Origin of the sequence: Roseburia sp. MSJ-14 (genome assembly GCF_018918225.1) — a bacterium.
Classification (GTDB): domain Bacteria; phylum Bacillota; class Clostridia; order Lachnospirales; family Lachnospiraceae; genus Petralouisia.
On record NZ_JAHLQD010000056.1, the window covers coordinates 131,253 to 154,332 of the forward strand.

The window sequence follows — 23,080 nt, forward strand, 5'->3', positions numbered from 1 at the left end:
TTATTCTTTTATTTTATTCCCAATTATATCAAAATAAATATCCTCTGACCTTCCAGATAACCCTTTTACAAATTTAATAACATCATCTGGTCTTGACAAAACAATCTCTACACTCAAACCCTCCATTGGAAATTCCTTTCTTAAGAGCTCAGCCAATTCTTCTCGTCCATAATCTTCTGTTTGATTATTTTTATTACTATTATTCATCCGCCTTATTTTAGATTCCGTTTGCTCGCCCTCATACGGATAGAACATATGCGTACTATTTTCTGCCAAATTATAATCCACATAGTTCACGCAACAATCATAATTACTGTACAACATTGCAATTTCCATATCATTACATTGTTTTTCAATCAACTCCAAATTCTTTGATTTTTCATACTTTTTTGCCGTATTACTGCCAAGATAACCATCGAGCACATCTTCAGAATAATCAATCTGCCAATCATCAACAAACACCCCTATTTGCGTAGGACTGACTATAACTGTTGATTGTCTTAATGTAGAATCTGCAGGTTTTATGCCACTAACAGCTTCTCCCTCACTAAGTTCTAGTAATAATTCTCTATTTTCAGTCTTCTTAACGGTTAATATTGGTGTATTTGCTTTATATTCTCCAGCAAATACTCCCATTTGATTTACAACATCTAAAAGCGTCATACGTTGTAAAACATTTTTCCTCTGTGCTTTACATTTTATTCTAATATCTTTTAAGTTATCTTCCTCTCCTTCTGTTTGGTATTCCCAAATTAGTCGCAACAATCCTTTTTCATAGCATGCAACTCTTTCTCCTATTTGTCTCACTTTTTCATGGTCTATCTCCCACTGGGAATAGACCTTATAATACATTGATGATGCATACCAGGACTGATTATAATCTGTTCTCCCTTTCAACATATTCAGAAAAAAAGCATCCAAATCATCCTCTTTTGCCAACAAATATGCTAAGGTAAGTACATCATATTCTTCACTGGTAATTTTCTTAGAATCCTTACTCAGAATTTTTTCTACTTCTTCTATATTAACAGTTTGTTCTCCCTGAGGGGAAACAGGGAATATTCGTTCAAAACAAATATCATGATTTTCAGCCTCCCAAACTGCATCCATGTCTTGTTTCGAGGCTCCACTCATGAATGCCCTTGAAAGTTCTATCATCTGCTCTTCCGTATATAAGTTTTCTAAACATTCATCTTGTTCCAAATCATTGATACGAATTTTTTCTACTCCTACCCCATCATACATAAGTAGTTTTCTGCCACCCCATTCATTTTCCACTTTCATTCTTCTGGCATGTTCCAATAATGTTGGGGTCATAAATACTAACGCTATTAATAATATAATTACTACCCAAGTGTTTTTTCTTTTTTTCTCTTTCATTACTTTTCTCTCTATTCTTGAATCTCTATTCACGGAAATTGCTTTTCAATTTTTAATCACCCAAATCACTCATTTCCTGACAAATGTCAATATCTGAAAATTTCTGATAAATCAGTTCTAGCTGTTCCTCATTCTCTGCAAGTGGAGTACCAATAATATCTAGTTCTTTCAGATTCTTCAGATTTAATAAATCCTTAGCCTCCGAAATATCCGTTGCTGTCAAATTTAAACTCTCTAAATTTTCCAACCCATTTAGTATACTAAAATCAGAAATATTACATTCCAACAATCCTAATCTCTTTAATTGATAACATTCTGAAATTGCAGAATAATCCATTTCCGGCTGTCCTACAAGAGTAAGTTCTTCCAGTTTATCTGCCTTTTTCAAAAACTCCAAATTATTTAATCCCTCACTTCTTTTTCCATATACCAACGTTAACTTTTTTATATTGGGACAATTTTCAAAAATTTTTTCTAATTGTTCTTCATTTCCCGCAAGGGCAGTATCTGCAAAAACTAATTCTATCAATGATTGCAATTTTAATATGTCTCCTGCTTCTGAAACTTCACTCTGTATTACCTCCAGATGCTCCAATTTATTAAAATGACTCAACATATCTAACTCCGACATCTCACACCCTTGGAAAATCAAGGTACGCAAATTGGAGCATTCCGAAAGTGTGGAATAATCCAACTCTGGCTGACACCGAAACGCAAGACTCTTCAATCTTTTCCCATTCTTGAGGAAAGACACATCACCTAATTCAAAATACTTTTTCTGACCATCCAAACTCAACCTCTCTAATTTGGGACAATTTTTTAATATACTTCCCAATTCTTTCTTTATCTGCTGGATTCTCTCTTCACTTTCTGGTTCTAAATCATGTTCCTTATATCCATGCTCCTCTGGATACAAACTGAAAGTTCTACCAATTTCTAGAATTTTTAATTGCTGACACTTTTCTATATCCACTAACGTGCTGTATTGTCCTGTATATCCGGTTTTAAACCACTCCACCTTATCCAAATCCTCTTCACGAAAATCCTCTTCACTCATTCCTGCATATGAAACTATTCTATTACCCATTCGTTCATCCGCAAATGTAACCTTTCGTGCGTTGTCTCGAATGATTGGCAGGGCAATTATGGCCGCTGCAACCAATGTTATCGTTACTATCAACCCAACTATAATTTTCTTTCTCATCACTTCCCGCCTATTCCTTTATCGCATTTTTTTATAAGTAATTATACAACCAATCATATTCTGCATCTCCTACAACTGAGACATAACCAACAACCATACCTAAAACCTCCTTTTCTCTCTTTTCATCAACTTTCTTAGACAGTCTTTCACATACACTGCCGATAAGTTGCCCTTTTCCTTCATCCATTACAAAACTTCCTGAGTCACTAATAATCTTTCTCTATCTCTAATTCAGGAAACTTATTTTGAATAAGCTCCAATTGTTCCTCGTTTTCTGCGAGAGGGGTATCTGTAATCATAAAAAAACTAAGCTTTTTCAACTTCAATATATCTGTTGCTTCCGAAACATTAGTTCCACGCAAATCCATACATTCCAATTTTTCTAACTTACCTATCATTTCTAAATCTGAAACATCACAATAAAACAATGTCAGGCACTGTAATTTGGTACACTCCGAAATAGCCGAATAATCAATTTCTGATTGATAAAAAAGATTAATCACTTCAAGATTTTTTCCTTTTTTTAAAAACTCTAAATCCTTTAATTCACAATTTCCTTTTTCATTTGATAGATATATCGTTGTTAAATTAGGACATTTTTCTAAAATACCTTCCAGTTCATTTTCTATCTGATAAATTTTCTCTTCTGTTTCCGGTTTTGGTATTGGTTTGCTTTTAAACGGATATTTATCAAAAGCCTCTTCTGAATAACCCACCATTAACCTTTTTAAATTAGGACATTTTTCAATATCAACTAAGGTATCATAATAACCAGTATAACCAATATTCAATACCTCTACCTTTTCTAAATCTTCCTCCCTAATCTTACTCACGTTCACTCCCGCAAATTCAGCTATTACTTTTGCCATCTCATCATCCTCAAATGTAACCTTTGAATTATTATCAAGCAAATTTTCTTTCAAATCTCCTAACAAAGTTTCTTTGCCAATCAGTATACCAATTAGCAAAACAAGACTCACTCCAAAACCTATACTTATTTTCCTTTTCATTTTTACCTTCTTTCTCTTATTCTCTTATATCATTTGAAATTATCCGATTATATTGGTAAATCAATTCCGCCTCTTCTTCCATTTCACGTTTAAATTTCCATACACTCTGTGGATTTTTTAATATTATCTCTTGCGTTAAATACGTCGATTCAACTGCGCCCAGATACTTATTTATTAAAACTATTTTTTGTTCTGTTGTGTTCCCTACATACGGATAAAATACATGGCTGTCATTTTCTTGCAAATTAAAATCCACAAAATTTACACAGCAATCAAATTCACTATAAACCTCCGCTGCATGAGAAGATTTATATTGCTGCTTATTACTGCTATTACAATTGGAAAACTATTTACTTCCCTCTTTTTATATGTCTTATATCCTGCATTTTGATTACCTCTCTTTTACTTCTGAATCTCGATTTCCGGAAATTGCTTTTGAATAAGTTCTAACTGCTCCGCATTCTCTGCAAGCGGTGTGTCTGTAATATTTAAATATTTCAAATTTTTAAGTTTTAATATATCCTCTGCTTGCGAAACATTAGTCTTTCCTATATTCAAATAATTTAATTCAGAAAGCTCTGTTATCATATCTAATTTTGTTATATCACTTCCATATAATGATAACGTTTTCACCCTCACACACTTTGATATAATCGAATAATCCATTACTGATTGATACTCAATATTAAGTGATATCATTTCTTGTCCTTCTTTCAGAAAATCTAAGTTATTCAGTTCAAAATTTCTACTTTTATTAGAAATATATAAAATCTTTAGATTGGGACATTTTTTTAAAATCATTCCCAATTCCGACTCTATCTGCTCAATTCTTTCCTTGCTCTCTAATTCTGGAATCTCTTTTCCTCTTCAATAATAGTGGCAAAATGCATATTCTGGTTCTCCTATAACTAATCTCTCTAATTTAACGCACTTTACTATATCCAACAAAGTATCATAATACCCTGTATACCCTATATTAAGCATTTCAACTTTTTCTAAATCCTCTACTTGAAGTTTATCCACAGATTCTACTCCCACAGATTCCGCTATTAATGTCGCCATCACATCATCCTGAAATATAATCTTTTGTGAATTATTCCTTAATATGACACCCGCAATAACTACTCCCACTACTAAAAGAAGAATAACGCCTCCGATACCAATTCTCTTTTTCATAATTTTACTCCTACTGCTATTACAATTGGAAAACTATTTACTTCCCTCTTTTTATATGTCTTATATCTTGCTTTTTAGTTTTCTCTCTTTTACTTATAAATTTCAATTCCCGGAAATTGCTTTTCAATAAGCTCTATCTGTTCTTCATTCTCTGCTAGCGGGGTATCTGTAATATATAAATACTTTAGATTCTTTAACTTTAAAATATCCTTTGCTTCCGATACATTTGTTCCTCTCAGTCCCAGTCTCTCCAGATTATCCAGACCGTTCAGTATACTTAAGTCTGAAATCTCACATCCTCCTAATGATAAATTCTTTAATTTGCAGCATTTTGCTATTAACGAATAATCCGTAAGTGATTGATTGGTTAATATAAGTTCCTTTAAATTTTCTGCATTCTCTAAGAAATTCAAATCACTTAATTTTCCCTCTTTTACAGACAAATTCAGCGTTTCTATATTAGGACAGTTTGCAAATATAATGCCTAGCTCTTCTGCATTTCCAGCAAGTGGTGTGTTCTCAAGGTCTAAATCTTCCAGAGATTTCAGATTTACAATCTGCCCTGCCTTTGAAACATCACATTCCTTTATCCATAAACTTTTCAATTCAGTAAGATCCTGTAACATATCCATTTCTGCTATATTACACCCTTTAAAAAACAAACTCTTTAAATGTGGTATTTCTAAAATAGCCGAATAATCCTTTGCCGGCTGATAAAACAGTGTTAAATCCTCTAATTTTTTTGCATTCTTCAAGAATTTTAAATCATTCAGTTCAAAATGTCCTTCAGAACCTACAAGCATCAAAGAATTTATTTCGGAACAGCTTTTTGTGATACCATCCAATTCTTCTTCCATCTGCCGAATCCAACCTTCATCGCTCATATCTTTTCCGCCTGCATACTCCCAATGACCAATTTCTAGCGTTTTTAACTTTTTACATTTTTCTATATCTACCAAAGTATCATACCAGCCGGGATACATAATATTTAAATAAGTTACCTCTTCTAAATTATTCTCTCGAAATTTTTCCTCTGATTTTTCTTCCGATGAACTTCTTATCACAAATCCCATTTTTTCGTCTTCAAATTTTACTTTTCTCATATGATCCAATATCATGGGACGAATCACCGTAACTCCAAATAAGAAAATAACGATTACCCAACCACCTATAATTAATTTCTTTTTCATTCCATCTCACTCATTTCATTAATTTTATTTTCAACAATATTCCTATATAGTTTTCTCACGTCTTTAGGTAACTTTTCTCCAAATTGATAAACCTCCTCCGGTCTTGTCAACACTATTTCCAGTGTCAATCCATCTGGTGGAAATTCTTCTTTTATCGCTTTTGCTAATTGCACTAACATATTTTCCTCATTGTTGCTAATGTTATTTAATATATTAATCTTTTCCACTCTCTACTCCCTGTTTTCTATTTTGAAGTTGCAACTTTATTATTCCATATCTCTTTTAACTGCTCATCGTATTGCTGAAAAGTTACACCCAGGCTCTCTATATTATGAGTCTCCTGTACCATCGCACTTTGCATACGTTGTAAGACTTGTTGCGATTTTGCGTAAACCTGTTGTGCTTTTGCATTAGCTGTAATTGTAGTTTGTGTATCTGATGGATTCAATGTTACTGATTGAAAGTAGTGAACTGCACCTGAAATGGTTGCAATACCGGCTTCTACTGCCGCATGATTTATTTTGATTTCTTCATTAGACATACTTATATCCCCTCTCTTTATCATGCTCCCAAGCTTTTCTCTAACCAGTTTAACAAAACTCTGATATCATGTCAATTTTACTCAAAAACTTTACAACTAATATTATGATAATCTCTCTCATAAAACATTTATGCTCGTTTATGAGAGAGACTTCTTCTTTTATTTATTTCTGATTTGACATCTTTACTAATTTTTCTAATACTTCATACGCTTTTCCGGAATCAATGGATTCTGCTGCCTTTTTGATACCATCTTCAATACTATCTGCTATACCTCCGGCATACAAGGTTGCTCCGGCATTTAACAATACGATTTCTCGCTTCGCTCCCTGTTCTTCTCCCTTTAAAATAGCAGTGGTAATCTTAGCATTCTGTTCGCCGTCTCCCCCCTGCAATTCTTCTAAAGTTGCTCTCTTTAAGCCGAACTGTTCCGGTGTTACTTCGTAGGTGCTTACCTCTCCGTTCTTGATTTCGGAAACGGTTGTTTTTCCGGTAATGGTAAACTCATCCATATGGTCTTCGCCGCTTACTACGAATCCATTTTCTACTCCTAATCGGCTCATGGCTTTTGCCACCATATCTGTCATGGCAGAATCATATACCCCCACTACCATGCACTTTGCATCGGAAGGATTGGCAAGTGGTCCTAAAATATTAAATACGGTACGAATTCCCATTTCTTTTCTTGCCTGACCTACATACTTCATGGATTTGTTAAAGCTCTGGGCAAACATGAATCCGATTCCTGCTTCTTCCACGCACTTGGTTACCACTTCCGGTTCTGCCATAATGTTGACACCTAATGCTTCTAACACATCTCCTGCGCCGCTTTTACTGGAGATGGAACGGTTTCCATGTTTTGCAATGGGAAGTCCTGCACCTGCTGCCACAAAAGCAGAAGTTGTGGATACATTAAAGGTAAAGGTTCTGTCTCCACCTGTTCCGACTAAATCCACATATTTTGCGGTTTTGGGTGCAATATGTTCTGCCTTTTCTTTTAAAACTGCTGCAAATCCGGTAAGTTCTTCTAAGGTTTCCCCTTTCATACGCATTGCGGTTAAAAAAGAACCAATCTGTGCCTGTGTTGCTTCGCCGCTCAACATAATATTCATGACTCTTTTTGCTTCTTCTTCTGTTAAATCCTGTCTGTCTACAACCTTTTGAATTGCTTCTTTCATTTTTAATTATCCTCCGTATTTATCCTCTATAACTGATTTAATTCCTTCTTAAATCTACTACAATATTCTGCCGCTGCTTTTGGTGCATAGTCGTTTGCTTCTAATAACTTAATAAAATGAGAACCTACGATTGCTCCATCTATAACCTCTTTCATCGGAGCTACATCTTTTGCCTCTTCAATACCAAATCCCATCATTACCGGAATCTTAGACACTTTTTTCACACTGGCAAGGTAATTTAAAATCTGCTTGTGAAAGTTTCCACTTTGACCGGTAACTCCCATACCGGAAACACAATATACAAATCCTCTTGCTCCTTCCAAAATCGTTGGTATTCGGTCTGCGGATACCGGAGACACCAGTTCAATTAAAATCGGTGCACCTTCTTTTTGCAAAAACTGCTGCAACTCTCCTTGTTCTTCTAATGGTAAGTCAGGAATAATCAATCCATCTACCCCACTTTTGATACACTCTTCTACAAAGTCTTCCAGTCCAAAATAGAGCGCGGTATTATAATACATCATAAAAATAATCGGAAGTTCTACGCCTTCTGCGCGCACCTCTTTCATTAGGGCAAACACTTTTTTCAGATTGGTACCAAGCTGAATGGACTTGTAAGAAGCGTCCTGAATAACCGGACCATCTGCCACCGGGTCAGAAAATGGGATTCCCAATTCCAATACATCGGTACCTGCCTGTTCCTGTGCTTTTATCAACTCCTTGCATCCTTCCATACTTGGAAGTCCTGCGGTCATATAGGTAATAAATGCTTTTTCTCCTTTTTCCTGAAGTTGCTGCATTCTCTGTTCAATTCTACTTTCCATCGTTCTTTTCCTCTCCTATTTCACTCTCTAATTCAAATATCCCTTACCAGCCATATAATCTGCTACGGTATGCACGTCTTTGTCTCCTCGTCCTGACAGGCAAACAATCATAATGTCATCCGGTTTCATTTTCTTTGCCTGCTTTTTCGCATAGGCAATGGCATGAGCACTTTCAATGGCAGGAATAATTCCCTCTAATCTACACAATTCCTGTAACGCATCCATGGCTTCCTTGTCTGTGATGGCAACATATTCTGCTCTTCCGGTATCTCTTAAGTATGCATGTTCCGGTCCTACTCCCGGATAATCCAATCCTGCGGAAATAGAATGTGCCAGCTCAATGTTTCCATCCTCATCCTGCAATAAGTAAGAACGCATTCCATGAAGTGTTCCCGGTTTTCCAAGAGCCATGGCACTTGCATGTTTTCCTGTTTCTACACCAAGTCCGGCAGCTTCTACTCCAATGAGTTTTACGGATGGTTCTTCGATAAAGTCTGCAAACATTCCGATGGAATTAGAACCACCACCGACACATGCCATTACCACATCCGGCAGTCTTCCTTCTGCTTCTAATATCTGCTTTTTACTTTCTCGACTGATAACGCTTTGGAACTCTTTTACCATTTTCGGATAAGGATATGGACCTACTGCAGAACCGATGATATAAAATGTATCTTCTGCTGTTTTTGCCCAGGTACGAATTGCCTCATTAGTGGCATCTTTTAAGGTATTGCTTCCGGAAGTAACGGAAACCACCTTAGCTCCTAACATTTCCATACGAAATACGTTTAATTCCTGACGTTTGATGTCTTCTGCTCCCATGTATACCGTACACTCCATACCAAACAATGCTGCTCCGGTTGCAGTTGCCACACCATGTTGTCCTGCTCCGGTTTCTGCAATTACTTTTGTCTTTCCCATACGTTTTGCCAAAAGAATCTGACCGATTACATTGTTGATTTTGTGTGCTCCGGTGTGATTTAAGTCCTCACGTTTTAAGTAAATCTTTGTGCCGTATACTTTACTCAGTTTTTCTGCATAATACAGCGGATTTTCTCTTCCCACATACTGTTTTAAATAGTAATGATACTGCTTTAAAAATTCCTCGTCATGTATGGCTTCTTCGTATGCCTTATCTAATTCATCCAATGTATTCATCAATGATTCTGATACATACTGTCCACCAAATTCTCCATAATATCTTTCCTGTTTTCTTTCCATGTTGTCCTCCATTCTGTGTTATCTACACCAGGGATTCTTCCCTTACCTTTTTTACAAATTCTAAAATCAATGTTTTGTCCTTACCGGACTGTTCTTGTTTTCCTTCCACGCCGGAGCTTACATCTACCACATTCGGGGAAAATAGTTCTATTCCTTTTTTTACATTCCCGGCATGTAATCCACCTGCTAGGATGAATTGCTTTCCGGCAAATACAGTTTCTCGCATTTTTGACAGTTCTTCTTGATGTTCCTCCCATGCAAAGGTTTCACCACTGCCCGCTGTCCCTGCATCTATCACATAACCTGTGATTTTCTCATGGTATTCTAACTCTTCCATGTCTTGAGATTTTTTAAGGTTACAGGCTCGCCAGATGGGTATATGACTCTTTTCTAACACTTCTTTTTTTAATTCCCCATGCACCTGTAAAATATGAAATCCCGTCTGTTCTATCTGTTCTAGCAGTTTTACATCAGGACTTACGGTAACTGCTACTTTTTTTATCTTATCATTTAAATAACTTCCAATTTCTTCTGCCTCTTTTATACTGACATTTCGTTTACTTTTTTCATAAAAAACAAATCCTGCATAATCTGCCTTTGCTTCATTTAAAGCCTTTGCATCTTCCACTCTGGTCAGTCCGCATATCTTTATCTGGGGCTTTTTCACTACTATCACCCTTTCTTCCATCGCAGTGCCAGCTCTCTTGGATTTTCCGCTTCCATAAATGCTCTTCCAATCAGGAATGCATCTACCCTGCTTTCCTTTAAAAATCGCACATCATCGTCTGTTACAATACCGCTTTCTGCTACAAAAATCTTATCTTGCGGTACCATCTTAGATAATCGTCTGGTGGTATCTAAACGAATGGTAAAATCTCGCAAATCCCTGTTATTTACTCCGATGATTTCTGCATCCAATTTTAACGCACGTTCCATTTCCCGTTCATCGTGAGTTTCTACCAAAGCATCCAGCCCAAGTTCTGTTGCCAGATTATAAAAGTCCTTTAACTGTGCGTCATCTAAAATAGCTGCAATGAGAAGAATAGCATCTGCACCAATTACCTTAGCTTCATAAAACTGATATTCTTCTATCATAAAATCTTTTCGGATAATCGGCAGCGGAGACATTTTGCGAATCTCTTTTAAATAATCCACACTTCCATGAAAATGATCTTCCTCTGTCAAACAGGAAATCGCATCTACAGAAGCGTTATACTCCTCGATTCTATCTATCAGGTTAATCTTGCTTTCTATTGTTCCAAGACTTGGAGATGCCTTTTTAAATTCTCCGATAATGGAAATCCCAGTCTTGGCAAGTGCCTCATAAAATGCATTTTTCCCTTTCTTTTCCACCGGCCGCTTCTTTATCATTTCTTCTGCCATTTCCCGCATCTTTTGCTCACTGATGTTTGCCTTATGCTGGGGTAGTCGTTTTTTCTTATCTGCTACAATTTCATCCAATATCAAGTTTTTACACCTCTTTTCTATATCACGCCGTTTACAAAATTATCAATCATACGCTTTCCGTGTTCCGTATAGATGGATTCCGGATGAAACTGTAATCCCACTACCGGATAGTCTTTGTGGCGCATTGCCATAATCTCTCCATCTTCCGTTTCTGCCAAAACTTTTAAGCAACTTGGTAATCCCTCTTTTTGTACTGCCAGAGAATGATATCTTGCTATTTTTACCGGAGAATCAATTCCTGTAAAAATGCTTTCTCCTGTGTGCTGTATCAGGGACTGTTTTCCGTGATATAACTTTTTCGCATAGGAAACAGTTCCGCCTAATGCTTCTCCGATACACTGATGTCCCAGGCAGATACCAAGTATTGGAATCTTGTCATAAAACTCTTTTACCACTCCCATGCAAATACCTGCTTCTTTTGGACTTTTCGGTCCGGGAGACAATACGATTTTCTCCGGCTGTATTTCTTTTATCTCTTGAATTGTAATTTTATCGTTACGCACTACTTTGATATCCTCTGTAAAAATCCCCATATACTGATATAAGTTGTAGGTAAAGGAATCGTAATTATCAATTAAAAGTATCATGTTTTTCCTCCTTACAGATGTTCTTCTTCCACCAATGTCTTCGCCAATGCCATTACCTTGTTGCAACACTCCTGATATTCCATTTCCGGTTTTGAATCTGCTACGATTCCGGCTCCTGCCTGCAAATACACTTTGTTTCCTTTTTTCACCATGGTTCGTATGGTAATGCAAAAATCCATATCTCCGCCAAAGTCTACATATCCGGTAGCTCCACCATAAAGTCCTCTGCGGCTTTCTTCTAATTCATCAATGATTTCCATGGCTCGAATCTTAGGTGCTCCGCTTAAGGTTCCTGCCGGTAAAAAGGATGCCGCTAAGTCAAATGGATGATATTCTCCTTTTTTTCGTCCTTCTACCATAGATACGATGTGCATTACATGGGAATAATTCTGCACCTCCATAAACTGCGTTACCTTTACGGTTCCGAATTCTGCGATTCTTCCCATATCGTTTCTTGCAAGATCTACCAACATTACATGTTCTGCACGTTCTTTTTCATCTCCTAAAAGGTCTGCCTTTAATAATGCATCTTCCTCCGGAGTCTTTCCACGCTTTCTGGTTCCTGCAATCGGACAGGTAAATACTCTGCCACCTTGCTGCTTTACAATCATTTCCGGGGAACTTCCGATCACTTCAAAGTCTCCATAATTAAAGTAATAAAGGTACGGGGAAGGATTTAACTCTCTTAATTCTTTATAAAGTTCAAATCCTTTCTGTCCGGTCTCAATGGTCCAACGCTGAGACAGAACTGTCTGGAAAATATGTCCTTCACGAATATATTCTTTTATCTTTTCTACCTTTTTGCTATATTGCTCTAGAGTATCGGACTTTTTAATGATTTTTCCGTCGTGAACAAATTTCCGCTCTGCCTCTGGCTCATTTTTTGCAGCCTGTACTTCTGCAATCATTTCTTCGGTTAGCCTTTTAGCACGTTCTTTTCCTTTCTCGTTGTCTTCTTCTAATACCACCGCTGTCAATGTTTCTGCCACATGATCTACTACAATAAACTTGGTCATCAACATCATCTGTACGGTTTCAATCCCTATCTCATCCGGATTGTTATCCGGAAGTTCTTCTGAATACCGCACAAAATCATAACCCAGATTTCCAACCAATCCACCGTTAAAGGAAAGTCCGTCTACATCCTTTCGGATATCAAACTCGTTATAATACTCTTTTAATAACTCCAATGGATTTCCTGTTCTGACTTCTTCCTGTCCTGCTCTTTGAATTACCAGAGCATTTCCTCTGGAAGTCAATATTTCTTTTGGATTCGCTCCAAATATGGTATAACGGTCATAATTTTTATCATAACTTTCCAGCAGAAATCCTTTTCCCTCGCCTGCCATCTTTTCATACATTCCGATTGCTGTTTCATTTACAATACTTACCGTTTTTTTATACACTCTCAATATACGTTTCATATTCACTTTCTCCTTCATCTATTTTCTTAATAAAGATTCTGCTCGTCGGACTCTTTCGTGCCCCGGCGATGTCTTTTATGACTCATTTCATCTCCGCCAGGTATGGATATGCTTCCTTAGCGGAGCGTTTTTTATGCAATAAGACGTAATTTCCTATTATAAACTATGAGAAACACTCTTTGCGAGTTTCTCAAGTTATCGCGGTGCTCCTCAAATGCCTGTGCAAGCACAGCATTTTCATCGCTACTCGCGTAAAAAAAATCCCCGGTAAGAACATTTCTGCTCCTACCAGGGACGATATTCGTCGTGGTGCCACCCTGCTTCATTATATAATCGGTGATTTTCTGTAACTATAAGAAACACACTTTGGAAGTTTCTCAAGTTATCGTTGTAATCGTGTACGTCTTTATATCACAGGAAAATCATTTCCTTGCATAAAAAAAGGGATATTTCAAATTAGAAATATCCGCCACCAATTCTATAATCTCAATCCGATACACTATGATATCTTACCTCTGTAACGTGAGGACACGGCATCCGCTACTGTTAGTTCGCTTTGCATCTCACAAACCCATTCCCATAAAACTTTCTTATCGACTTCCACCAAATGCCGACTCTCTGTAAAGACCATTTCTATGGTACTCTTCTTGCTCATTGATTTTGTTTCTTTAATTGTTTTTTAGTTTACCATAGTAACGTGGCAATGTCAACTACTTTTATTCAAATACTACCGGTTCTTCGATGTTTTCCATTTTTACCACGATATAAGGGTAAGAAGATACCTCGTTAATTCGCTCTCCCTTTTGTGGTCCTGTCAACGTAGTTCCAAAATAGATTGCATTTTTTGCTAAAAAACACTCATCTACAGAGATACTGTAACCACCGGTCTTCTGTTCTCCGTACCCTACTGCCAAATATAAGTTTTTCTCATCCGTATAGGTCAATTTAAATCCTTCCTTTTTCTTCTCTTCCATGGTATTTAACAGCTCTTTTGGAATTTCAGACTGCTCAATTACGGTAAATTCCACATCGCGTACCTTTTTTACCTTGGTCTTTCCCATTCCACATCCACAAAATGCCCCTAAAATGAACACAAGTCCCACAAACAATAGCACGTTTCTTATGATGCTATTTTCTCTCATTTGGTTCCCTCTTCGTCATTTTTCTACTATTATATGACTGAACCATATTTTTATGATTGTATTTCCTTCCATACCTTTGTATAATAAAAGAAAAAACATACGAAAAGGATTCTATTATGATACGTTTAATTTTAATCTTACTTTTTGTTATTTTATTCCTAATCGTTTCTATTCCAATTCAGATTGTGGAATGGATTATCAAAAGGTTCAATCCATATGCAGCAGACATCAGCAGTCTTCGCATTGTGCAATGGGCATTTAAGGTGATTCTTTTTATTGCCGGAACAAAAATCACTGTTATCGGAAAGGAAAATATTCCAAAGGACACAGCTGTTCTTTATATTCCAAATCACCAAAGTTACTTTGATATTATTATTACTTATTCCATGTGTCCCGGACTAACCGGTTATGTTTCCAAGGATATGCTCCAAAAAGTTCCTGGGCTTAACATTTGGATGAAACGATTGTATTGCCTGTTCTTAGACCGAACAGATATTAAAGCTGGATTAAAAATGGTTCTAACGGGAATCGACCAGATTAAACATGGTATTTCCATGTGCATCTTTCCGGAAGGTACTAGAAATAAACACCCAGAACAAGGCATGGCTCCTTTTAAAGAGGGAAGCATGAAAATGGCAGAAAAATCAGGATGCCCCATTGTTCCGATTGCAATTTCTAATACCGGTGAAATTCTGGAAAATCACTTGCCACGAGTAAAAAAATGTCATGTTATCGTTCAGTATGGTGAACCTATCTACATAAAGGATTTAAGCAAGGAAGAAAAGAAATTCCTTGGTGCTTATACCCAGAAGAAGATTGAGGCAATGTTAGAAACACACAGTGCTTTGTTATAATATGATGATATACAAAAACTCCGTAGAACTTCATCTACGGAGTTTCAGACTGTAGACAAAGTGCTCCGAGAAACTTACGTTTCTCGGAGTCTTTTTCTTAGTATCTATGAAATTTGTGTTGAAAAGAGGAATTTTCCCCTTGGATTATGCCATCCGTAATCCCCATTCCTTCTTACATTTTGCAAGCTTTTTTAAATTCATGCACGCAAACGTAAGCGCGACTTTCATTACCATCCGCACGTTGCCATACATCTGCGTATATCGAAATCCGTGGTTTTCCTTTGCCGTTCCAAAGATTCTTTCAATCGTTTCTTTTCTGTGTGAGTATAGTTCCTTCATCCCTTCTGTATGCCGGATATCTTCGCATGTTTCCATGTATTCTTCCCATACATGTCTCGTAACAACTTTTACATGGTTCCTACTTTCTGTACACTGCGAAAGATACTCGCACTTTTCACAAATGTGCCCACAGCTTTTGTATTCACGGTATCCGTCCCTGTTCGTTGTACTGTAATACAGAAAGTGATTTCCCGGACAAATATAAGCATCATTATACTCATCGTATACATACTCAGATTTTCTGAAAAAGCCATCCTTTGTCATGGGATGCTTGTAAGGAAAGACTGGCTTTACTCCATCATCCAAAAGCAGTTTTGCTATTGCAGGAGTTTTATATCCAGCATCAACGATACAGTATTTCATGCCGACATCTGCAAGCTTATCGTAAAGACCTTTAAATGTTCGACTGTCATGCTCTTTACCAGGGTTTACTGTAAAATCAATAATCCATCCATTTTTATCGCATGCTGTTTCAATCCCATAAGCAAACACATGCTTGTGCTCGCCTTTTCGAAACCAGCCGCTTTCAGGATCTGTAGTGCTGCATTTAATTGTTTTTTCATCTGCTGGAACATCATCCGTATAATCTTCAAACTTGTCGTTGCCACCGGAACCAGGTTTGTTGTGATCATCTTTATCTTTCAACGGTTTCTTTCCGTGAGCTTCTCTGTCTGCGTTAATGTCCTGACGCAGCATGTCGGCATAAAATAAAGCTTCCTGTTTTGCGATTCGTTTCTGCATCTTTCTGTTGTTTGCCCGTGCTTTCACATGCGTTGCATCAACAAAAATCTCTGTCGGATCAACCAGTTTAAAACGATAACACTCTTCAAGGATACGCTGGAAAATCTGCTCGAATAAGTCGGTATTTTTAAAACGACGAGTATAGTTTTTCCCGAAAGTAGAAAAATGAGGGACTGGATCATAAAGTTCAAGTCCAAGGAACCAACGGTAAGCCATGTTTACTTCAATCTCCTTGATTGTCTGCCGCATGCTTTTGATTCCATACAGATATTGAATAAGAGGTATCTTAATAAGTGTAACGGGATCAATACTTGGTCTACCCATTCCGTCAGAATAAGTATCACGGACGAGATCATAGATGAATGTCCAATCAATCGCTCTATCAATAAGCCGTAGAAGATGATCCTTCGGAACAAGATCATCAATACATACAATCTGTATTTGCTTTCTTACTTTTTCTGTTTCTTGTGTCATCATAGAAGAATACCACCTTTTTTTGATACTTTTATTATACCAAAAAGAGGCTGAAAAGTCTTGAAAATACTGACTTTTAACCTCTTTAATACAGAAAAATCCTCGGCGAAAAGCCGAGGACTTTGTCTACAGTCTGAAACTCCGTAGAACTTCATCTACGGAGTTTTTTATATCTTTATAAAACGCTGCTTTTCAATAAGAAATTTTATATCTAATTTTGTTCTTTTCATTCATCTAAAAAGAAAATTTCATCAACATGAAGATTTAGCAGTTTAGCCATTTTCATAGCCAGTTCTAGTGTAGGATTGTATTTGTCATTCTCAATAGCAATAATTGTTTGTCGGCTTACTGCTAATTGTTTTGCCATATCTTCTTGACGTAATCCAGCTTCTTTTCTTAACTGTTTTATAATATTTTTCATATAATACTACACCTTCAAAATAAAATAAGTACCGATAGATAAAATAACAGCGACAATAGCAAGGCTGACAATGATTGTTTGCACTAGTCTGTTTGGCTCTTTATATTCTTCATCGCCAGCAACCATTTTCTGTTTCATTGCAATTTGTGAGAATGATTGTACGCATACTGTTAAGCATAAAATAAAGCTAGAAAATGGTTCATACTTTGCGCCATTGATAAGGGTTTGATAACTATTGAATAATGTCCATGCACACAAGCATAATATAGCCACCTTATAAGCTGGTTCTATTGAGTGTAACTGAATATTTCTATCCATTTCGTCCATTTTTTTCATGTTTTACACCTCCATCTTTAATACAAAATTCGTTCTATGAGGTTTACCACAAAAGCAAAATGTCCGTAGAGCCTATAAAATAAGGCTTTACGGACATTTAAAAAGATAGTCAAAAAGACATATATAATTTTATATAATCCCTATTACAGAATTTTCTTAATCCATCCTTCTGGAGCTTCAATATGTCCCATCTGGATTCCTGTTAAAGTATCATATAACTTCTTGGTGATTGGTCCCATGTCATCCATTCCACTTGGGATAAGGATTTCCTTACCATGGTCTACAATTTTACCGATAGGAGAAATAACTGCTGCGGTTCCGCAAAGTCCTGCTTCTGCAAAATCTTTTACTTCATCAAAGTATACTTCTCTGTGTTCTACTTCCATTCCCAAGTAATGTTCTGCAACATACATAATAGAACGACGTGTAATAGATGGTAAAATAGAATCAGACTTTGGTGTAACTAACTTTCCATCTTTGGTAATGAAAATGAAGTTTGCTCCACCTGTTTCTTCTACCTTAGTTCTGGTTCCCGGATCTAAGTACATGTTCTCATCAAATCCATCTTCATGTGCTGTAACAATTGCATGAAGGCTCATTGCATAGTTCAATCCGGCCTTGATGTTACCTGTTCCGTGTGGTGCTGCACGGTCAAAATCACTTACACGAATTGTAATTGGCTTTGCGCCACCCTTGAAGTATGGTCCAACCGGAGTAACAAAAATTCTAAACTGATATTCTGTTGCTGGTTTTACTCCGATTACAGAGTTTGTTCCCATCATATAAGGACGAATATACAAAGTTGCTCCAGAACCATATGGTGGAACATATGCTGCATTGGCTTCAACCACCTTCTGAACAGCTTCCACAAAACGTTCCTCCGGAAATACCGGCATTTCCAGTCTTCTTGCAGAATCAGCAAGACGGCTTGCATTTAAGTCCGGACGGAAAGTAACAATATGACCATCCTCTGTGGTATATGCCTTTAATCCTTCGAATACAGTCTGTGCATACTGGAATACTCCTGCACATTCATTCAATACAATGTTTGCGTCTTCAATCAACGCTCCGTCATCCCATGCACCATCTTTATAATATGATACATATCTCTTGTCAGTCTTCATGTAACCAAATCCAAGATTAGACCAGTCCAAATCCTTTTTTTCCATAATAGCATCCTCCATTCATTTCCTCATATAATAGATGCTATAACCTAGAGTTATAGTTTTCTATCGTACCATTCGTTTATCTTATTTTATTCCTCTAAAGCGCATTTGTCTAGTATTAATTTCTTATTTTTTACAATTTTTAATTGCTTCTACAATCTTTGGATATTCCATAAAATGAGACGCTTTCACTAAAACCGTATCTTCCGGTGCCAAGTAAGTCAATAATTCCGGCAACATTTCCTCTCTGGTTTTAAAATAAAATACCTTGCAGCCGCCCTTTTCCTGTGCGCCCTTTGCCATTTCTTCGGAAAGTATTCCTGCGCAAAACAGTACATCAATCTCATTTTCTGCCACATACTGTCCTACTTCATAGTGAAGCTGTTTTTCATTTTCTCCAAGTTCTCCCATATCACCAAGTACCGCAATCTTTCTTGCAAGTCCGTTTTTCAACACATCAATGGATGCCCGCATAGATACCGGATTGGCATTATAACAGTCATCAATTACCACCATGCCATTGATATCTAAGAGATTGGTTCTTCCGCCAATGGTTTCCACACTCTCAATTCCGGCTTTGATTTCTGCTAAGGTAAGTCCCAATGCCATTCCTACACCGGTTGCAGCCATGACATTATAGATATTATGCCTTCCCGGGATTGGAATATGCACTGCAATGTCTCCCTGTGGAGTATGAATCTTGGTATTCATTCCCTTTAATCCTAAATTTTCTATCTGAGAAGCAACAATGTCTACTTTGTCTTTCTGCGCTTCTCCATCGATTGCATAAAACACCGGAGCTACGCCCTTTACCTGTTCAATAGTAGATAATTTATCATCGCAGCCATTCAATATAATATGTCCGCCTGGTTTTAAGAAATCAAAAATTTCACTTTTGGCTTTTAAAATGCCATCTCGGGTTTTCAAGTTCTCTAAATGGCAGATTCCGATATTCGTCATAACACAAACGTCCGGTTTTGCCATCTTTGCCAGACGATGCATTTCACCGAAATCAGAAATTCCCATTTCCACAACTGCTACTTCGTGTTCTTCACGAATCCGAAGCAAGGTCAATGGTAATCCGATTTCATTATTAAAGTTTCCGGCAGTCTTTAATACCTTAAACTTCTGTGATAACACAGAGGCAATCATTTCCTTGGTGCTGGTTTTTCCCACACTTCCGGTAATTCCAACGATTGGGATAGTAAGCTGTTCCCGATAAAACTCTGCAATATCTTTTAACGCCTGTTCGCTGGACTTCACCAAAATATACGGTTTCTTGCAATCTGTTAATTCTTTTTCGGATAAAGTGGCTGCTGCACCTTGTTCCATTACCTTTGGAATAAAGTCATGTCCATCTACCCTTGCACCTTTTATGGGAATGAACAGATATCCCTCTTCCACCTGACGGCTATCGGTTACGGCTCCCTTTATCTCTGTCTTGCGTTCTTCTTCACTTCCCATATAGGTTCCGCCACACGCCTTTGCGATATTTTCCAATGTCATGTTTTTCATAACGCTACCTCTTACTCTTATTGACTGTGTCAATTATTTATATTTCTTAAGGGAAATCTCAATTAACTTCTCACAAAGTTCTTCAAATCCTACCCCTACAGCCTGTGCCTCCTGTGGCAGCAAACTGGTTGGTGTCATTCCCGGAAGGGTGTTTGCCTCTAAACAGAACATTTTATTTTCCTTATTTAATAAAAAGTCCATACGGGAATAAGTATTTAATCCCAATACTTTTGCCACTTCTTCTGCATAATGCTGCATTTCCTTGGTAACTTCTTCCGGAAGTTCTGCCGGACAAGTCTCTACTGCACTACCTGCTGCGTATTTATTCTTATAATCATAAAATCCCTGAATTGGTGCTATCTCAATAATCGGAAGTGCTTTAAAATCAATAACGCCAACGGAAAACTCTCTTCCTTCTACATAATCTTCAATGACTACTTCCTCTTCCCAATGGAAAGCTTCTTCCAATGCCTGATTGTACTCTTCTTCTGTTCGTACAATCGACACTCCGATACTGGAACCGCCGCAACATGGTTTTACAACGCAAGGCAGAGTCAATCCGGTCTTTTTGAAATCACGCTCGCAATTTTCTTTTTTCATAGAAATACCTGCCGGTGTCGGAATTCCATTTGCCTGAAACAGACGCTTGGAAAGTCCCTTATCCATGGCAAGCGCACTGCTTAAATATCCTGTTCCTGTATATTTAATTCCAAATAAATCAAATGCTGCCTGAATCTTACCGTTTTCTCCGTTTTCTCCATGTAATGCCATGAATACAATATCTGCCATACGGCAAAGATCAATTACATTTGGACCGAAAAAGCAGTCGGACTGGTCTTTTCTACTCTTCTTTACCATCTCTAAATCCGGTGCTGTGGTTGGAATTCCTGTTACTTCTACGCTTACCTCTTCGGAACGTCCAAAAATTCCATTCAAATCTTCTGCCTTGTCACTATATCCCATAAAAACATCCAGTAAAATGACTCTATGTCCATTTTTTCTCAATGCTTTACTTACCATATTTCCTGTCACAAAAGAGACATCTCTTTCTGTACTTAAGCCTCCAGCTAATACTACTATATCCATTTTAGAACCTCCTAGGTTTATATAATCGTGTTCATATTATACCATTTTATGTAGTGTGACAAGAACTTAGAAAAGATTTCAGCACTTTTTACAACAGTACAACACTTTTTATTTACTTTCTTCTTAGAACTGCAAAAGGGATACCGCTGTTGCGATATCCCTTAATGATTCCATATTCACTTTAAAATTCCGGTTCAATCAGTCCGTAGGTATTTCCTTTTCTCTTGTATACTACGTTTACTTCATCTGTTTCTGCATTCTGGAATACAAAGAAGTTATGTCCTAATAATTCCATCTGTACACAAGCATCTTCCGGATACATCGGTTTCATACCAAAACGTTTGCTACGGATAATCTTAATCTCGTCATCATCTTCAACTTCCTTCTCGATGTACTCTTTCTGGAAGTTCGCTGCTGCCTGCTTCTGATCTACAATCTTATTCTTATATTTTTTCAGCTGTCTCTCAATTACCTCTTCTACAAGGTCAATGGAAACATACATATCATTGCTTACCTGCTCGGAACGAATAATATTTCCTTTTACCGGAATGGTAACTTCAATCTTCTGGCGTTCTTTTTCTACACTCAAGGTTACAATGACGTCTGTTTCAGGAGTAAAATAACGCTCCAGTTTTGATAACTTCTCCTCCACCGCTTCTCTTAAGCCTGGTGTAATTTCAATGTTTCTTCCGCTGATGGTTATACGCATGATGCCCAACCCCTTTACCGTTTATTCGACATGTTATTGTCTGAATTTATTATAGCATATTTCTAAAATGAATACAACATTTCCTTTTTTTTCTTTTTATGATATTCTTTTTTTATCTGAGGTTTTTTCACAAATACTATAACCATTGATTATCATATATTACGAGGTGTTTTATGAAACAACAAATTGCTTTTATTACCGGTGCTTCCCATGGAATCGGACGTGCCATTGCAAAAAAACTGGCCTCCGAAGGCTGGTCACTTGCCATAAATTGTAACTCTTCCAAGGAGGAATTAGAATCACTGGCTTGGGAATTACGAGAACAATTTCATATTCCCTGTTTAACACTTATCGGGGATGTGGGCAAAGAAGCCTTTATTGCATCTGCCATCCAACAGATTCATCAGGAACTGGGACCGATTACTGCTCTTATTAATAATGCAGGAATTTCTCACATCGGACTCCTTTCGGATATGACACTGGAGGAGTGGAATCGGGTCATCCAGACCAATCTCACTTCTGTTTTTTGCTGTTGCAAACACACTATTCCGGATATGGTACATGCAAAATCCGGTCATATCTTAAATATTTCTTCTGTCTGGGGAACAGTCGGTGCTTCCTGTGAGGTTGCCTACTCTGCTTCTAAAGGCGGTGTAAATTCTCTAACCAAAGCACTTGCCAAGGAATTAGCCCCCAGTGGTATTGCAGTCAATGCCATTGCCTGCGGAGCTATTGATACCAGAATGAACCAATGTTTTTCCCAGGAAGAACGTGCTGCACTTTGTGACGAAATCCCCGCAGGACGTTTTGGTACCCCGGAAGAAGTGGCTAATCTCGCCTTTTCTTTACTTACTTCTACCTCTTATCTCACCGGGCAGATTCTTACTTTAGACGGCGGCTGGCAATAATTTTTGCCTGCCGTTTTATTTCCACAGGTAACGATGAAAATGCCATGCTTCCATGAGCATTTATGAGGCACTGCCATAAGGAGTGAAATGCGCAAAACAGGTTTCTTATAGTTCGCGTTCGTGAATCCCATATGCATTTTGCGCATTTTCATGGAATGTCATAATTTTCCAAGTAAAATATCTCTAAG

Annotated in this window: 26 protein-coding genes and 1 other annotated feature; of the genes, 2 read left to right on the plus strand and 24 right to left on the minus strand. The window is 37.3% G+C overall.

The window, feature by feature from the left end; all coding sequences use genetic code 11:
• The 17 genes from KQI83_RS16190 to KQI83_RS16270 all read right to left on the minus strand — a co-directional run bounded on the left by KQI83_RS16190 (position 1) and on the right by KQI83_RS16270 (position 14,343).
• The gene (locus KQI83_RS16190; protein WP_216560198.1) at positions 1–1,380 is read right to left on the minus strand and encodes a hypothetical protein; all 1,380 of its coding nucleotides are present in this window, start codon (positions 1,378–1,380) and stop codon (positions 1–3) included.
• 52 nt (positions 1,381–1,432) lie between these two features.
• The gene (locus KQI83_RS16195; protein WP_216560201.1) at positions 1,433–2,584 is read right to left on the minus strand and encodes a hypothetical protein; all 1,152 of its coding nucleotides are present in this window, start codon (positions 2,582–2,584) and stop codon (positions 1,433–1,435) included.
• Between the two features lie 31 nt (positions 2,585–2,615).
• Positions 2,616–2,771, minus strand: coding sequence for a hypothetical protein (locus KQI83_RS16200; RefSeq protein WP_216560204.1), 156 nt, complete (start codon positions 2,769–2,771; stop codon positions 2,616–2,618).
• Positions 2,772–2,790: 19 nt separating this feature from the next.
• Complete coding sequence (locus KQI83_RS16205; RefSeq protein ID WP_216560207.1) at positions 2,791–3,594, minus strand: hypothetical protein; 804 nt, start codon at positions 3,592–3,594, stop codon at positions 2,791–2,793.
• A 402-nt stretch (positions 3,595–3,996) separates the two neighbouring features.
• Positions 3,997–4,293, minus strand: coding sequence for a hypothetical protein (locus tag KQI83_RS16210; RefSeq protein ID WP_216560210.1), 297 nt, complete (start codon positions 4,291–4,293; stop codon positions 3,997–3,999).
• A gap of 168 nt (positions 4,294–4,461) precedes the next feature.
• Entirely contained in the window at positions 4,462–4,770 is a 309-nt protein-coding gene (locus KQI83_RS16215; protein WP_216560213.1) for a hypothetical protein, read from the minus strand.
• An 89-nt stretch (positions 4,771–4,859) separates the two neighbouring features.
• Positions 4,860–5,960: a leucine-rich repeat domain-containing protein gene (locus tag KQI83_RS16220; protein WP_216560216.1), complete on the minus strand. Its 1,101-nt coding sequence runs from the start codon at positions 5,958–5,960 to the stop codon at positions 4,860–4,862.
• A complete protein-coding gene (locus tag KQI83_RS16225) occupies positions 5,957–6,187 on the minus strand; it encodes a hypothetical protein (RefSeq protein ID WP_216560219.1) in 231 nt (76 codons plus the stop codon). The genes KQI83_RS16220 and KQI83_RS16225 overlap by 4 nt, the downstream gene beginning before the upstream one ends.
• A gap of 17 nt (positions 6,188–6,204) precedes the next feature.
• On the minus strand, positions 6,205–6,501 hold the full coding sequence (locus tag KQI83_RS16230; protein WP_216560223.1) for a TIGR04197 family type VII secretion effector: 297 nt from the start codon (positions 6,499–6,501) through the stop codon (positions 6,205–6,207).
• 163 nt (positions 6,502–6,664) lie between these two features.
• Positions 6,665–7,678 carry an anthranilate phosphoribosyltransferase gene (gene trpD, locus KQI83_RS16235; RefSeq protein WP_216560227.1) on the minus strand — a complete coding sequence of 338 codons (1,014 nt, stop codon included), beginning with the start codon at positions 7,676–7,678 and terminating at the stop codon, positions 6,665–6,667.
• Positions 7,679–7,704: 26 nt separating this feature from the next.
• Positions 7,705–8,502 carry a tryptophan synthase subunit alpha gene (gene trpA, locus KQI83_RS16240; protein WP_216560230.1) on the minus strand — a complete coding sequence of 266 codons (798 nt, stop codon included), beginning with the start codon at positions 8,500–8,502 and terminating at the stop codon, positions 7,705–7,707.
• 27 nt (positions 8,503–8,529) lie between these two features.
• On the minus strand, positions 8,530–9,723 hold the full coding sequence (gene trpB / locus KQI83_RS16245; protein WP_216560233.1) for a tryptophan synthase subunit beta: 1,194 nt from the start codon (positions 9,721–9,723) through the stop codon (positions 8,530–8,532).
• 22 nt (positions 9,724–9,745) lie between these two features.
• Positions 9,746–10,411, minus strand: a complete 666-nt coding sequence (locus tag KQI83_RS16250) for a phosphoribosylanthranilate isomerase (RefSeq protein ID WP_216560236.1) — start codon at positions 10,409–10,411, stop codon at positions 9,746–9,748.
• Positions 10,396–11,190 carry an indole-3-glycerol phosphate synthase TrpC gene (gene trpC, locus KQI83_RS16255; protein ID WP_216560239.1) on the minus strand — a complete coding sequence of 265 codons (795 nt, stop codon included), beginning with the start codon at positions 11,188–11,190 and terminating at the stop codon, positions 10,396–10,398. The genes KQI83_RS16250 and trpC overlap by 16 nt, the downstream gene beginning before the upstream one ends.
• A gap of 17 nt (positions 11,191–11,207) precedes the next feature.
• Positions 11,208–11,777, minus strand: coding sequence for an anthranilate synthase component II (locus tag KQI83_RS16260; protein ID WP_216560242.1), 570 nt, complete (start codon positions 11,775–11,777; stop codon positions 11,208–11,210).
• 11 nt (positions 11,778–11,788) lie between these two features.
• Positions 11,789–13,201, minus strand: a complete 1,413-nt coding sequence (trpE, locus tag KQI83_RS16265) for an anthranilate synthase component I (RefSeq protein ID WP_216560244.1) — start codon at positions 13,199–13,201, stop codon at positions 11,789–11,791.
• A gap of 287 nt (positions 13,202–13,488) precedes the next feature.
• Positions 13,489–13,865, minus strand: a binding site (T-box leader).
• A 52-nt stretch (positions 13,866–13,917) separates the two neighbouring features.
• Positions 13,918–14,343 carry a protease complex subunit PrcB family protein gene (locus KQI83_RS16270; protein WP_216560248.1) on the minus strand — a complete coding sequence of 142 codons (426 nt, stop codon included), beginning with the start codon at positions 14,341–14,343 and terminating at the stop codon, positions 13,918–13,920.
• A gap of 116 nt (positions 14,344–14,459) precedes the next feature.
• Between KQI83_RS16270 and KQI83_RS16275 the strand changes: the two genes are divergently transcribed.
• Complete coding sequence (locus tag KQI83_RS16275; RefSeq protein WP_216560251.1) at positions 14,460–15,197, plus strand: lysophospholipid acyltransferase family protein; 738 nt, start codon at positions 14,460–14,462, stop codon at positions 15,195–15,197.
• Between the two features lie 144 nt (positions 15,198–15,341).
• Here the strand turns inward: KQI83_RS16275 and KQI83_RS16280 are convergent, their stop codons facing one another.
• The 7 genes from KQI83_RS16280 to hpf form a co-directional block, all read right to left on the minus strand.
• A complete protein-coding gene (locus tag KQI83_RS16280) occupies positions 15,342–16,754 on the minus strand; it encodes an IS1182 family transposase (RefSeq protein ID WP_216560254.1) in 1,413 nt (470 codons plus the stop codon).
• Between the two features lie 223 nt (positions 16,755–16,977).
• Positions 16,978–17,172 carry a helix-turn-helix transcriptional regulator gene (locus KQI83_RS16285; RefSeq protein ID WP_216560258.1) on the minus strand — a complete coding sequence of 65 codons (195 nt, stop codon included), beginning with the start codon at positions 17,170–17,172 and terminating at the stop codon, positions 16,978–16,980.
• A gap of 6 nt (positions 17,173–17,178) precedes the next feature.
• Positions 17,179–17,508, minus strand: coding sequence for a hypothetical protein (locus KQI83_RS16290; protein WP_216560261.1), 330 nt, complete (start codon positions 17,506–17,508; stop codon positions 17,179–17,181).
• Between the two features lie 143 nt (positions 17,509–17,651).
• Positions 17,652–18,677 carry a branched-chain amino acid aminotransferase gene (locus KQI83_RS16295; RefSeq protein ID WP_216560264.1) on the minus strand — a complete coding sequence of 342 codons (1,026 nt, stop codon included), beginning with the start codon at positions 18,675–18,677 and terminating at the stop codon, positions 17,652–17,654.
• Positions 18,678–18,800: 123 nt separating this feature from the next.
• Complete coding sequence (locus tag KQI83_RS16300; protein WP_216560267.1) at positions 18,801–20,189, minus strand: UDP-N-acetylmuramoyl-tripeptide--D-alanyl-D-alanine ligase; 1,389 nt, start codon at positions 20,187–20,189, stop codon at positions 18,801–18,803.
• A gap of 33 nt (positions 20,190–20,222) precedes the next feature.
• Positions 20,223–21,275 (minus strand): D-alanine--D-alanine ligase family protein, encoded by a 1,053-nt coding sequence (locus KQI83_RS16305; protein WP_216560270.1) that lies wholly within the window; start codon positions 21,273–21,275, stop codon positions 20,223–20,225.
• A gap of 181 nt (positions 21,276–21,456) precedes the next feature.
• A complete protein-coding gene (gene hpf / locus KQI83_RS16310; RefSeq protein ID WP_216560273.1) occupies positions 21,457–21,984 on the minus strand; it encodes a ribosome hibernation-promoting factor, HPF/YfiA family in 528 nt (175 codons plus the stop codon).
• A gap of 173 nt (positions 21,985–22,157) precedes the next feature.
• On the opposite strand from hpf, the gene ymfI reads away from it, so the two are divergent.
• Positions 22,158–22,892, plus strand: coding sequence for an elongation factor P 5-aminopentanone reductase (ymfI, locus tag KQI83_RS16315; protein ID WP_216560276.1), 735 nt, complete (start codon positions 22,158–22,160; stop codon positions 22,890–22,892).
• Positions 22,893–23,080 lie beyond the last annotated feature (188 nt).